This is a genomic window from Janthinobacterium sp. GW823-FHT03B06, from assembly GCF_058796955.1.
The window spans coordinates 1-12,471 of sequence record NZ_JBXAJE010000003.1 but is presented as its reverse complement, the minus strand read 5'-3'; the positions used below and the strand labels follow the sequence as shown (position 1 = coordinate 12,471).

The window sequence follows — 12,471 nt, the reverse complement described above, 5'->3', positions numbered from 1 at the left end:
TGTAACGCCTCCCCTGAAATTGGCGTATTGCCATCATATTTACTGCAAATGAACTAATTTTTCTTTAACTAAACTAAAATTGCCGAACTGATTCTTTTCGACCGCGCCCAACGTGCAAACCCTCGATCCTCGAACGATTATGCTGATGACGACCCTGATGTGCGGGGCGATGAGCGTCGTCATGTTCTCGGTGTACCGCAGTTTCCGGCGCGAGGTGCATGGCCTCGGACATTGGGCGGCCGGTTTGCTGCTGCTGGTGTGCGCATCCTTGCTGTTCGGCACCCGCGAAGTGCTGCCGCCGGCATTGTCCATAATCGCGGCCAATGCGGCGCTGGTGGCCGGCATCGGCCTGTCGATGCTGGGCACGGAGAAATTCTTTGGCCTGGCGCCCAGCCGCCGTGCCTATCTGCTGATACTTGTCCTGGCCATCGCCGGCAATTGCTGGTGGCTGCTGGCGTACCCCGACTTCTCGGCGCGCGTGGCGCTCTTCTCCCTGCTGGTCTTCCTGTTTTATGCGCGCCAGGTGCAACTGGTATGGCGCCATGGCGAGCGCCATTTCTCGAGTTTGTTCTTTGGCGCGCTGATGCTGCTGCAAGCCGTCGTGGTGCTGGTGCGCGGCGTGTCGGCCTTGCTGCATGGCGGCGCCAGCGTGAAGCTGACGGTGGCAGGCACGCCGGCCGGCATCTATCTGGCGGTTGCCAATTTCATGGCGCTGCTGCTGACGGTAGGCTTCATGACGGTGGCGACCCGGCGCCTGCAGCAGATACTGGAGCGCCGCTCGACCCACGATCCGCTCACGCAGGTGCTGAACCGGCGCGGCTTTGGCGACGCCTATGCGCGCGAAATCGGCAATCTGCGCCGCCGCCGTTTGCCGCTGACACTGCTCAGCATCGACCTCGATTACTTCAAATTGATCAATGACCGCCACGGTCACGCGGTGGGCGACCAGGTGCTGGCGCATGTGGCCGCCGTTATCAAAGGCGCCCTGCGCGAATCGGATTGCGTGGCGCGTTTCGGCGGCGAGGAGTTCGTCGTGCTGATGCCGGATATGCCGGTGCATAACGCGCTGGGCGTGGCCGAACGCATCCGCGCCTTGCTGCGCGAGCCCAGTCATGCGGGGCTGCCACCGTGTACGGTCAGCATCGGCGTCGCTTGCCAGGCATCGGTGGTGGAAGGGCTGGAACAGTTGCTGTCGCGCGCCGATGCGGCCCTGTACCTGGCCAAGGAGCGGGGACGCGACCGCATCGAACTCGATGCTTGTGCGTTTACTGAGGACCGGACAATGTCCGCAGCTGGAAGCGGTACTGGTCGTTGAAGAGGAAAGTTTCGGAAAAATCGAAGGTGCGGGCGTGGCGGCGCATCAGGTGTGCGGCCGGCGGAAAGAGGACCTGCACGCGCCGCACGGCGGCCAGCGCGGCGGCCGATGCTTCGCTGTCGCGCGAACGGTGCACGTGCACGCTTTTCAGTTCGCCATCGGGACCCACGCTCAGGTCGAGCACGACGATGGCCGGCAGCATGGGCGGCAGGCGCCCGCTGAACGTGTATTCTGCGTTGGCCGCCATGATCTGCTGCGCCACCAGCGACTTGTAGACGTCGATGCTGGCGGCAAGCTGTATCGCGGCCGGCGTGCGGGGCATGCGCTCCGCTGGCGGGGGCGCAGTCTGGCAAGCCGACAGCAGGGCAGCAGTGGCAAGGACGGTGATCGCGTGTCTCATGTCTGCCAGACTACCATGGTTTAACTGAACAGGCGTTCCAGCTCCACGCCGGGGTCGGGTGCGCGCATGAACGCTTCGCCCACGAGGAAGCTGTGGATGTGCGCATCGCGCATGCGTTGCACGTCGGCCGTGCTGTGGATGCCCGATTCCGTGATGATCAATTTGTCCTGCGGGATGCGCGGCAAGAGATTGATGGTCGTGTCGAGCGACGTCTCGAACGTGCGCAGGTTGCGGTTGTTGATGCCGATCAGCGCACTCTTGAGTTTCAATGCCGCCGTCAGTTCTTCGCCGTCGTGGCTTTCGATCAGCACGCCCATGCCCAGTTCGTGGGCGCACGCTTCCATCTCGGCCATCAGGCCATGGTCGAGTGCCGCGACGATCAGGAGGATGCAGTCGGCGCCCATGGCGCGCGCTTCATAGATCTGGTACATGTCGACCATGAAATCCTTGCGCAGCACGGGAATGGCGCAGGCGGCGCGCGCCTGCTGCAGATAATCCACGGATCCCTGGAAGAACTGTTCGTCCGTCAGCACGGACAGGCAGGCCGCGCCATGCGCCGCATAGCTGACGGCGATGTCTGCCGGACGGAAGTCGGCGCGGATCACGCCTTTCGACGGTGACGCCTTTTTGACTTCGGCGATGATGCCGGGCTTGCCGGCGGCGATGTGCTGGCGCAGGCTCGCTTCAAAGCCGCGCAGGCCTGCACGCAGGGCGCTGTCGCTTTCCACGTCGCCGCGCAGGCTGGCCAGGCTGCGGCGGGCTTTGGCCTTGGCCACTTCATCGGCTTTTACGGCCAGGATTTTATCGAGTATGTCGGACATGATGGTCGCTATTCTATCAAGGAGGGCGGAGAGCTTACGCTTGCGGCGGGGTACCCAGCTGCTGCGTCACGCGCACGAACTGGTCGAGTTTCGCCAGCGCGGCGCCCGAACTGACGGCGGTGCGCGCACGCGCCAGGCCGTCTTCGATCGAGCTGGCCACGCCGGCCGCGTACAACGCCGTGCCCGCATTCAGGGCCACGATGTCGGCGGCGGCACCAGGCTCGCCGCGCAGCGCTTCCATCATCTTCGCTTTCGATTCGATGGAATCGGCCACCTTCAGATTGCGGCTGGCGATCATCGACATGCCGAAGTCTTCGGGATGGATTTCATATTCGCGGATCTCGCCGTTGATCAATTCGCCCACCATGGTGGCCGCGCCCAGCGACACTTCATCCATATTGTCGCGGCCATACACGACGATCGCATGCTGTGCGCCCAGGCGCTGCAGCACACGCACCTGGATGCCGACCAGGTCGGCGTGGAACACGCCCATCAGGATGTTCGGCGCGCCGGCGGGATTGGTCAGGGGACCGAGGATATTGAAGATCGTGCGCACGCCCAGCTCCTTGCGCACGGGCGCCGCATGCTTCATGGCCGCGTGGTGGTTCGGCGCGTACATGAAGCCGATGCCCGTTTGCGCGATCGACTGGGCGATCTGCTCGGGCTGCAGGTTGATGTTGACGCCCAAGGAATCGAGTACGTCGGCGCTGCCGGACGAGGACGACACGCTGCGCCCGCCATGCTTGGCCACGCGGGCGCCCGCCGCCGCCGCCACGAACATCGAGGCGGTGGAAATATTGAACGTGTGCGCGCCGTCGCCGCCCGTGCCGACGATGTCGAGCAGGTTGGTGGTGTCGGCCATGGGCACCTTGGTGGAAAACTCGCGCATCACTTGCGCGGCGGCGGCGATTTCGCCGATGGTTTCCTTTTTCACGCGCAAGCCCATGGTGAGGGCCGCGATCATGGTGGGCGACATTTCGCCGGACATGATCTGGCGGAACAGGTACAGCATTTCGTCGTGAAAGATTTCGCGGTGTTCGATGCAGCGCAGCAGGGCTTCTTGTGGGGTGATCGGCATGATGCTTCCTTCTTCAATGATGGCGCAGGAGGACACTGATGGCACGCCGGGGCGTGCGCATGGGATCAGCGCTCGAGGAAATTCTTCAGCAGGGCGTGGCCGTGCTCCGAGAGGATCGATTCAGGGTGGAATTGCACGCCCTCGATATCGTATTCCCGGTGGCGCACGCCCATGATTTCGCCGTCGTCCGTCCACGCCGTCACTTCCAGGCAGGAAGGCAGCGAGGCGCGTTCGATCGCCAAAGAGTGGTAGCGGATCACTGTGAAGGGGCTGGGAATGTCCTTGAAGACGCCCACGCCCGTATGCGCGATGAGGGAAGTTTTGCCATGCATGACTTGCTTGGCGCGGATGACCTTGCCGCCAAACGCATCGCCGATGGCCTGGTGGCCCAGGCATACGCCCAGTATCGGCTTCTTGCCGGCGAAGTGTTTCAGTACTTCCACCGAAATGCCCGCCTGTGCCGGCGCTTTCGGGCCGGGCGAGATGCAGATGCGGTCCGGGTTCAGCGCCTCGATCTGTGCGATCGTGATTTCATCGTTGCGGTAGACCCGCACGTCTTCACCCAGCTCGCCGAAATACTGCACGATGTTGTAGGTGAAGGAGTCGTAGTTGTCGATCATCAGCAGCATCTTAAAACCCTCCATCCAGGCCATCTTGCACTTGTTCGGCGGCACGCAGTACGGCGCGCGCCTTGTTTTCAGTTTCCTGCCATTCCATTTCGGGGATGGAGTCGGCCACGATGCCGGCCGCGGCCTGCACATACAGCATGCCGTCCTTGACCACGCCCGTGCGGATGGCGATCGCCACGTCCATTTCGCCGCCAAACGACAGGTAGCCGCAGGCGCCGCCGTAGATGCCGCGCTTGGTGATTTCCAGTTCGTCGATCACTTCCATGGCGCGCACTTTCGGCGCGCCCGTCAGGGTGCCGGCGGGGAAGGTCGCGCGCAGCACGTCCAGGTTCGACAAGCCCTCCTTGAGGGTGCCTTCCACGTTCGAGACGATGTGCTGCACATGCGAGTATTTTTCGATGACCATGCGGTCGGTGACTTGCACGCTGCCCGTTTCGGCGATGCGGCCGATGTCGTTGCGCGCCAGGTCGATCAGCATCACGTGCTCGGCGATCTCTTTCGGATCGGCCAGCAGCTCGGCCGACAGCTCGGCGTCGCGCTCGGGCGTGGCGCCGCGCGGACGCGTGCCGGCAATCGGACGCAAGGTGACTTTCTTGCCGCCGTCCGCCGTCTTCTCGTTGCGCACCAGGATTTCCGGCGAGGCGCCGATGATCTGCATGTCGCCGAAATTATAGAAGTACATATACGGCGATGGATTGAGCGAACGCAAGGCGCGGTACAGGGTCAGCGGCGAATCGACATACGGCTTGCGGATGCGCTGGCCGATCTGCACCTGCATCAGGTCGCCCGCCATCACGTATTCGTGCGCCTTGGCGACCGCCTTCAGGTAGTCTTCCTTGGAAAAATCGCGGATGGTTTCCGTGCGCACGGAAGCGCTGGTGACGGGCGCATCGACACCGCGGCGCAGCATCATGCGCAAGTCCTTCAGGCGCTGCTGTGCTTTCGAAAACGATTCGGGCTGCGTCGTGTCGGCGTAGACGATCAGGTAGAGTTTACCGGACAGATTGTCGATGACGGCCAGTTCTTCCGTCACCATCAGCTGGATGTCGGGCAGCTTCAAGTCATCTTTCGGCGCGCCGCCGGCCAGCTTTTTCTCGATGTGGCGCACGGTGTCGTAGCCGAAGTAGCCGGCCAGGCCGCCGCAGAAGCGCGGCATGCCGGGGCGCAGGGCGACCTTGAAGCGCGACTGGAATTGTTCGATGAAGTCGAGCGGATTGCCTTCGTGTTCTTCGATCACGCTGCCGTTCTTGACGATTTCGGTGCGTTTGCCGTAGCTGCGCAACACGGTCGTGGCGGGCAAGCCGATGAAGGAGTAGCGGCCGAAGCGTTCGCCGCCGACGACGGATTCGAGCAGGAAGGTGTTCTTGCCACCTTGTTGGGCCTGTGCCAGTTTCAGGTACAGGGTGAGCGGAGTTTCCAGGTCGGCGAACGCTTCCGCGATCAGGGGGATGCGGTTGTAGCCTTGCTGGCCCAGCGATTTGAATTCGAGTTCGGTCATGTTTCTCTCCATGCCGTCAGGGTATGAGTGTGCATAGTGCACAAACCCTGCGGTGGGTTATCAAAAAACTTGCCGGTACATGGAACTTGCGCAAGAGGCGCAAAGGACGCGTGTGCAGCCGGCAGCAATCGTAACGGCTCGGCCCTTAAGCCTGCCAAGATTGCCAGCGTCGCCAAAGCCAGGCCTCAATCGAGCCGGTTTGGGTGACATTGTGTTTTTTGATGAGAAACGTGTTCACGATATGGTGTTGGGTTTGGTCAGTATGCCGCTTAGTTTTGCATGCTAATAAAACGTGCTGCTTCGAGCAGTGTCTTTACTATACCATCGGAATCGGTATCGTGTATAGAGTGTCCGTGATTGTAGCCATACGGTACCGTCAATACGGGGCAAGCCGCAGCCCTGGCCGCTTGCGCGTCATTCGAGGAGTCGCCGATGGCCACCACTTTGGCGGGCGCCAGGTCGAAGTCCGCGCACACTTGCAGCAGCGGCAGCGGATCCGGTTTTTTCTTCGGCAGCGAATCGCCGCCGTAGACGATCTCGAAATACTGGTCGAGGTTTTTCAGTTTCAGCAGGGGCAGGGCAAAGGCGATCGGCTTGTTGGTGACGCAGGCCAGGCGCAGGCCCGCCGCCTTCATCGCCGCCAGCCCCGCTTCCACGTCCGGATACAGGGTGCTGAACTGGCCGTTGATGGCCAGGTAGTGGCGCTGGTAACCGTCCATCGCCTGCTCGAAATGCTGTTCCACGCCGGCCGCGTCGAAGTCGAGCGCCAGCACGGTGCGGATCAGGTTTTCCGAGCCCTTGCCGACCATCCGCTTGATGGCCTCGGCGCTGATGGGTGCCAGGTCCAGTTCAGCGCGCATGCCATTGATGGCGACATGAAAATCGGGCACGGTGTCTAGCATCGTGCCATCGAGGTCGATGATGGCGGCGCGCACGCCGGCCAGTACGTGGTCTTTCACCGTGCCCGCTTGCATCAGGCGCCCGCCACTTTGGCCAATTCTGCGCGCATGGCGTCGATGACGGCCTTGTAGTCGGGCTTGCCGAAGATGGCCGAGCCGGCGACGAAGGTGTCGGCGCCGGCCGCGGCGGCGGCGGCGATGTTGTCGATCTTGATGCCGCCATCGACTTCCAGCATGATGTCACGGCCCGATTCGTCGATCATGCGGCGCGCTTCGGCGATCTTCTTCAGCGCCTGCGGGATGAAGGACTGGCCGCCGAAGCCCGGGTTGACCGACATGATCAGGATGATGTCGATCTTGTCCATCACGTGTTCCAGGTAGTGCAGCGGCGTGCCCGGGTTGAAGACCAGGCCCGATTTGCAGCCATTGTCGCGGATCAGCTGCAAGGAACGGTCGACGTGATCCGACGCTTCCGGGTGAAAGGTGATGATGTTCGCGCCAGCCTTGGCGAAATCCGGGATAATGCGATCGACAGGCTTGACCATCAGGTGGACGTCGATGGGCACTTGCACGTGCGGGCGGATCGCTTCGCACACCAGCGGGCCGATGGTCAGGTTCGGCACATAATGGTTATCCATCACGTCGAAGTGGATGATGTCGGCGCCGGCGGTAACGACGTTGCGCACTTCCTCGCCGAGGCGGGCAAAGTCGGCGGACAGGATGCTGGGAGCGATACGGAATGTTGTCATGGTGGCTAAAGGCTGAGAGTAGAAAATGCGAAGATGCGCTATTTTACGCTTGACGCCGGTACCATGCTTCATTGAAGGACCGTGAAACACAGAATACGCATCGCGCGATGGTCAATGCGTCGCGCGCGACACACAATACGACTGGCAATGTCTGAATAGGAATGACGATGGCGACTTATGAATTTACGGTAACGGTCAAGACGCAATACCTGCCCGAGCAATCGGCACCGGACCAGGGGCGGCACGTGTTCAGCTACACGATCCGCGTCGTCAACACGGGCACGGCCGGCGCGCAACTGATTTCGCGCCACTGGGTCATCACGGATGCGAACAACAAGGTGGAAGAGGTACGGGGCCTGGGCGCCGTCGGCCACCAGCCGCTGCTGCAGCCGGGCGAGCAGTTCGAGTACACGAGCGGCACCATGCTGGGCACGCCGCAAGGCTCGATGCATGGCGAATACTTCTGCGTGGCCGAAGACGGCCATCAGTTCGAAGCTTTGATTCCCGAGTTCGTGCTGTCGGTGCCGCGCACCCTGCATTGACGCAACGCCGGGGGGCTTGGCCCCTTATTTCAGTTTCTCGGTGCCGTCCTGTTCTTCGCCGAGCTGTTTGCGTGCCGGTGGCGCGGGTTTTTTACCCGAATACATGGTCCACCAGACTATAAATGCCAGCAAGAAGAACGCCACCAGCGCCTCTATCATCAAGATCCACATACGCACCCCTATGTTATTTACCCGCAGCTTAGTATTTACCCGCCGTCTGTTGACACGCGGTAGTCTACCCGTTTCCATCGGCGCCGTCGCGCTTGCGCTTTCCGCCTGTACCACGCCATCGGCGCCACCGGCCGCCGCCGGCGGCAAGGCGCCGCCCATCGCGCCGACCGTCGTCAGGCCCGTGCCCGCCAAGCCGGCCGACGCCAAGGATGCCGCGGATGTGGCAGCGCCCACCTTTGTGCCCGCCAAGTTCGCCGCCTTGCCTGGCTGGGCCCGCGACGACATGCGCGCCGCCTGGCCAGCCTTCATGGCTTCGTGCGGCGTGCTGGTGAAGCGTCCGGACTGGAAGGAATCGTGCACGATCGCGCGCCAGGTGAATGCCGACAGCGACAAGGCCATCCGTCTGTTCTTCGAGACCTTCTTTGTGCCCAATCAAGTCATTACGGCCGATGGTGCCAGCACGGGCCTCGTCACCGGCTACTACGAGCCGCTGCTGCACGGCGCGCGCAAGCGCGGCGGTCCATACCAGACGCCACTGTACAAGGTGCCTGACGACCTGGTCTCGGTGGACTTGGCTGGCGTGTATCCGGAACTGAAGAACATGCGCCTGCGGGGCAAGCTGGTCGGCAAGAAGGTGATCCCGTACGCGACCCGTGCCGACATCGAGCGCGCCACGTCCGTCACGGGCAAGGAATTGCTGTGGGTGGATGACGAAGTCGAGGCGTTCTTCCTGCAAGTGCAGGGTTCCGGGCGCGTGCAGCTGACCGATACGCAGGAAACCGTGCGCGTGGCATATGCGGATCAAAACGGCCACCCCTACAAGTCGATTGGCCGCTACCTGGTCGACAAGGGCGAGCTGACCCTGAGCCAGGCGTCCGCGCAAGGCATCAAGGCGTGGATCGCCGGCCACCCGACGCGCAAGGATGAATTGTTCAACGCTAACCCCAGCTATGTCTTCTTCAAGGAAGAGCGTTTGCCCGATCCGAAAGTGGGGCCGAAGGGTGCGCTGGGCGTGCCGTTGACGCCGCAGCGCTCGGTGGCCGTCGATTCGCGCTTCCTGCCGCTGGGCGCGCCCGTGTTTTTGTCCACCACGCAAGCCAATAGCGAGATTCCCATGCAGCGCCTGGTGATGGCGCAGGATACGGGCGGCGCCATTCGCGGGCCGATCCGTGTCGATTATTTCTTTGGCTTTGGCGCGGAAGCGGCCGAGAATGCGGGCCGCATGAAGCAGAGCGGCGCCGTGTGGGTGTTGTTGCCGAAGCAGGCGCCGGCGCGCTGAGTTGCTGCGCGCGACGCCGGGGTAGCGATGGCCTGGCTTAACGCAGAACCATGACCGGCAAATGCGTATGCGCGAGCACCTTTTGCGTTTCGCTGCCCACGAACAGCTTGTTCAAGCCCTTGCGGCCATGCGAGGCCATCAGGATGATGTCGCAATGGTAGGTTTGCGCCGCATTGACGATTTCGTCGTGCGGACTCGGTGACACGGCTACCACGCCTTCGAAGGGCACGCCGGCGGCGCGCGCCGCTGCGCCGATCTTGTCGATGGCGCGTTGCGAAGCTTCCTGCATCTGCTGTTCATACAGGCTGGCATCGAGCACGATGCCGCCGTCGGCCATCGGCGAGAACGGGAAAGGCTGCACCACGCTGATGGCGACCAGCTTGGCCTTGTTCAATTGGGCGAAGGCGAGGGCGGTCTCGGCGGCTTTGTCGGACAACGGCGAGCCGTCGGTGGGAAATAAGATGGTGTTAAACATGGCGTGCTCCTCAAGTGATGTAAGACAGCTTATGGATTTACATCAATTAAAACCTTGATGTAAATCAAACCTCACAGGCTTTGGCATGAATAGTGTCGCCAAGGCAATCTTTCATCAGTGTATGCCCGTTCCTCGCTTCAGGTGCGCACGCCACGCAGCGGTGTGCCCCACACCATGGCGACCGTCAACGCAATGCTGCCTGCCGCGATGCAGGCCAGGCCATTGCGCACGCCAAAGTGTTCCGCTACCCAGCCGGCGGCCAGCGCGCCCAGCGGCGCCGTCGCCACCGTCAGGAAGCGCATGGTCGATGTCATGCGGCCCAGCATGGGATCGGGCGTGACTTTCTGGCGCAAGCCCAGGTAGGGAATAAAGAACAGCATCACGCCGCAATCGAAAAAGAACATCAATATGGCATAGGCCACGGCGCTGGCCGCCGCACTGCCGAACAGCGCGGCGGGAATCGTTGGCGTCAGGGCAAAGCAGAGCGAGGTCGAAGCCAGGCCGATCAGGATGGTGCGGCCAGCGCCGTAGCGCTTCGTCAGCGGCTTGACGATGAAGGCGCTGAGCAAGACGCCGGCGCCGCCCAGCATCTGCGTCATGCCCAGCACGCCAGGGCTCATGCCCAGGTCGCGTGTGGCGAACAGCACCGTCAAGGCCATGCTGGCATAAAACAGGAAGTGCCAGATGCCGGCGCCCCAGGCCAGCGCGCGCAGCAGCGGTTCGTGCCAGACGAACAGCAAGCCGTCGGCGATGTCGCGCAGGGCGTGCTTGTCGGAGGGGGCCGGCCGTGGGTCGCGCACGCTCATGGCGCGCAGATTGAAAACGGAAATCAAGTATCCGCAGGCCGTGCACAGGATGGCGACGGGCGCCGACAGCATTTGCACCAGCACGCCGGCCAGGCCGGGGCCGATCAGGCGCGAAGCCGATTCCGTGGCGGCAAATTTCGATTGCGCATCGATCAAGCCATCGCGGCCCACGAGGAAAGTCAGAAACACCTGTTCGGCGCCGCCGCCGACGACGAAGCCCGTGCCGATGATGAATCCCACTATATATAACCATGGCATCGACAGCACGCCGCACCAGTAGGCCACGGCCACGCTGGCCAGGGCCAGGCCGGACATGCTTTCGCTGAACAGCATGATCGGGTGCTTGCTGCGCCGGTCCAGCAGCACGCCGACAGGCAAACCGAACAGGGCGAACGGCAGCGCCTGTAGCGCGACCAGTACGCCCATCTGTTCCGGCGTCGCATGCAGCAGCAGTACCGCGCAAAGGGGCAGGGCCAGCGAGGTGATCTGGGCGCCGAAGCAATTGAGGCCGTTGCTGAACCACAGGCGGCGGAAATTGACGCTGGCGGCGCTGCCGTCGCCGCGCAGATAGCGGGTGCAGTACTGGAAGAAGGAGGAGAAAATACGCTGCTCGATAAAGGTGATCGGACTCACAATAATAGCAGCGCACCTGCCGCGCCGCTGCCGTTAGCCGCTACAATCGTTGCACCGTTCATCGAGAGGAGACACTATGCAATACGAAGACCTGATCATCGACATCCAGGACAAAGTGGCGGTCATCCGCCTGAACCGTCCCAAGGCCTTGAATGCCTTGAACGACAACATGATGAATGAACTGGGCCACGCCTTGCTGAAATTCGACGCGGACGAGAATATCGGCTGCATCGTGCTCACGGGCAGCGAAAAAGCCTTTGCCGCCGGTGCCGATATCGCCGCCATGGCCGATTACACCTACCCGGATACCTATACCCAGGGCTACATCAGCCGCAACTGGGAGCATATCTTGCGCGTGCGCAAACCGGTGGTGGGTGCGGTGGCCGGCTATGCGCTCGGTGGAGGCTGCGAACTGGCCATGATGTGCGATTTCCTGATCGCCGCCGACAGCGCCAAATTCGGCCAGCCCGAAATCAAGGTTGGCGTCACGCCGGGCGCGGGCGGTACGCAGCGCTTGCCGCGCGCCATCGGCAAGGCCAAGGCCATGGATCTGCTGCTGACGGCACGCACCATCGATGCCGCCGAGGCGGAACGCATCGGCCTCGTGTCGCGCGTGGTGCCGGCCGATAAATTGCTGGAAGAAACCCTGGCCGCCGCCAAGACCATCGCCGCCATGCCGACCTCGGTTGCAATGATGATCAAGGATTGCGTCAACCGCGCCTTTGAAACGACCTTGACCGATGGCGTCGCCTATGAGCGCCGCTTGTTCCAGGCTGCCTTCGGCACGCCTGCACAAAAAGAAGGCATGCACGCTTTCCTGGAAAAGCGCTTGCCAAACTTCGACGGTCTTTGATATGATTCGCCTCCCCGATGAGACGCACTAGTTTGCGGCACAAAAGGGGCGGCCTTCCGGGGCTGGGTAGTAAAAAAGAAAGTTGACGAATTAGCCGAAACGCTTCATACTCTTCCTTCTTCGCAGCTGACAAACACAACGCTTTGTCGATAGCGCGAAAGCAGTAGCCGAATACAGTTCTTTAACAATTAACAGTCGATAAGTGTGGGCATTTGATGTAAGTGCAGCGCTGCGCAAGCAGCGTAAAACTTAAAATATCAAATGTTCACAAGAAATAATGAAATAGGCGCTACGCAAGTAGTGGCCTGTCAGTTTTTTGAGTG

14 protein-coding genes are annotated in these 12,471 nt (G+C 61.9%); 4 read left to right on the top strand and 10 right to left on the bottom strand.

From position 1 onward, the window contains the following. The first annotated feature begins 145 nt into the window (after positions 1-145). Positions 146-1,315, top strand: coding sequence for a GGDEF domain-containing protein (locus AC1RBA_RS11080; RefSeq protein WP_492418170.1), 1,170 nt, complete (start codon positions 146-148; stop codon positions 1,313-1,315). On the opposite strand, the gene AC1RBA_RS11075 is transcribed toward AC1RBA_RS11080, so the two are convergent. The 7 genes from AC1RBA_RS11075 to rpe form a co-directional block, all read right to left on the bottom strand. Beyond that, positions 1,266-1,715 (bottom strand): hypothetical protein, encoded by a 450-nt coding sequence (locus tag AC1RBA_RS11075; protein WP_230506771.1) that lies wholly within the window; start codon positions 1,713-1,715, stop codon positions 1,266-1,268. The genes AC1RBA_RS11080 and AC1RBA_RS11075 overlap by 50 nt on opposite strands. Before the next feature lie 20 nt (positions 1,716-1,735). Beyond that, the gene (trpC, locus tag AC1RBA_RS11070; protein ID WP_492404045.1) at positions 1,736-2,536 is read right to left on the bottom strand and encodes an indole-3-glycerol phosphate synthase TrpC; all 801 of its coding nucleotides are present in this window, start codon (positions 2,534-2,536) and stop codon (positions 1,736-1,738) included. A gap of 34 nt (positions 2,537-2,570) precedes the next feature. Then, positions 2,571-3,614 carry an anthranilate phosphoribosyltransferase gene (trpD, locus tag AC1RBA_RS11065; RefSeq protein ID WP_070223787.1) on the bottom strand — a complete coding sequence of 348 codons (1,044 nt, stop codon included), beginning with the start codon at positions 3,612-3,614 and terminating at the stop codon, positions 2,571-2,573. Positions 3,615-3,679: 65 nt separating this feature from the next. Then, the gene (locus AC1RBA_RS11060) at positions 3,680-4,243 is read right to left on the bottom strand and encodes an aminodeoxychorismate/anthranilate synthase component II (protein ID WP_070223786.1); all 564 of its coding nucleotides are present in this window, start codon (positions 4,241-4,243) and stop codon (positions 3,680-3,682) included. A 1-nt stretch (position 4,244) separates the two neighbouring features. After that, on the bottom strand, positions 4,245-5,741 hold the full coding sequence (gene trpE / locus AC1RBA_RS11055) for an anthranilate synthase component I (RefSeq protein WP_077399327.1): 1,497 nt from the start codon (positions 5,739-5,741) through the stop codon (positions 4,245-4,247). 269 nt (positions 5,742-6,010) lie between these two features. Beyond that, positions 6,011-6,715, bottom strand: a complete 705-nt coding sequence (locus AC1RBA_RS11050) for a phosphoglycolate phosphatase (RefSeq protein ID WP_492418167.1) — start codon at positions 6,713-6,715, stop codon at positions 6,011-6,013. After that, positions 6,715-7,389 carry a ribulose-phosphate 3-epimerase gene (rpe, locus tag AC1RBA_RS11045; protein WP_086145604.1) on the bottom strand — a complete coding sequence of 225 codons (675 nt, stop codon included), beginning with the start codon at positions 7,387-7,389 and terminating at the stop codon, positions 6,715-6,717. Before rpe ends, AC1RBA_RS11050 begins: the two co-directional genes overlap by 1 nt. Positions 7,390-7,556: 167 nt before the next feature. On the opposite strand from rpe, the gene apaG reads away from it, so the two are divergent. Beyond that, positions 7,557-7,931 carry a Co2+/Mg2+ efflux protein ApaG gene (gene apaG, locus AC1RBA_RS11040; RefSeq protein WP_035828598.1) on the top strand — a complete coding sequence of 125 codons (375 nt, stop codon included), beginning with the start codon at positions 7,557-7,559 and terminating at the stop codon, positions 7,929-7,931. 24 nt (positions 7,932-7,955) lie between these two features. On the opposite strand, the gene AC1RBA_RS11035 is transcribed toward apaG, so the two are convergent. Next, positions 7,956-8,102 carry a hypothetical protein gene (locus AC1RBA_RS11035; RefSeq protein WP_162995539.1) on the bottom strand — a complete coding sequence of 49 codons (147 nt, stop codon included), beginning with the start codon at positions 8,100-8,102 and terminating at the stop codon, positions 7,956-7,958. Between the two features lie 49 nt (positions 8,103-8,151). Between AC1RBA_RS11035 and mltA the strand changes: the two genes are divergently transcribed. Next, the gene (mltA, locus tag AC1RBA_RS11030; protein WP_268994221.1) at positions 8,152-9,381 is read left to right on the top strand and encodes a murein transglycosylase A; all 1,230 of its coding nucleotides are present in this window, start codon (positions 8,152-8,154) and stop codon (positions 9,379-9,381) included. A gap of 37 nt (positions 9,382-9,418) precedes the next feature. Here mltA and AC1RBA_RS11025 read toward each other — a convergent pair whose 3' ends face one another. Together AC1RBA_RS11025 and AC1RBA_RS11020 are read right to left on the bottom strand one after the other, a co-directional pair. Then, positions 9,419-9,856: a universal stress protein gene (locus tag AC1RBA_RS11025; RefSeq protein WP_070312619.1), complete on the bottom strand. Its 438-nt coding sequence runs from the start codon at positions 9,854-9,856 to the stop codon at positions 9,419-9,421. Positions 9,857-9,993: 137 nt separating this feature from the next. Continuing rightward, positions 9,994-11,295 (bottom strand): MFS transporter, encoded by a 1,302-nt coding sequence (locus AC1RBA_RS11020; RefSeq protein WP_492418165.1) that lies wholly within the window; start codon positions 11,293-11,295, stop codon positions 9,994-9,996. Positions 11,296-11,371: 76 nt separating this feature from the next. Between AC1RBA_RS11020 and AC1RBA_RS11015 the strand changes: the two genes are divergently transcribed. Next, on the top strand, positions 11,372-12,148 hold the full coding sequence (locus AC1RBA_RS11015) for an enoyl-CoA hydratase (protein ID WP_492418164.1): 777 nt from the start codon (positions 11,372-11,374) through the stop codon (positions 12,146-12,148). The last annotated feature ends 323 nt before the right edge of the window (positions 12,149-12,471 follow it).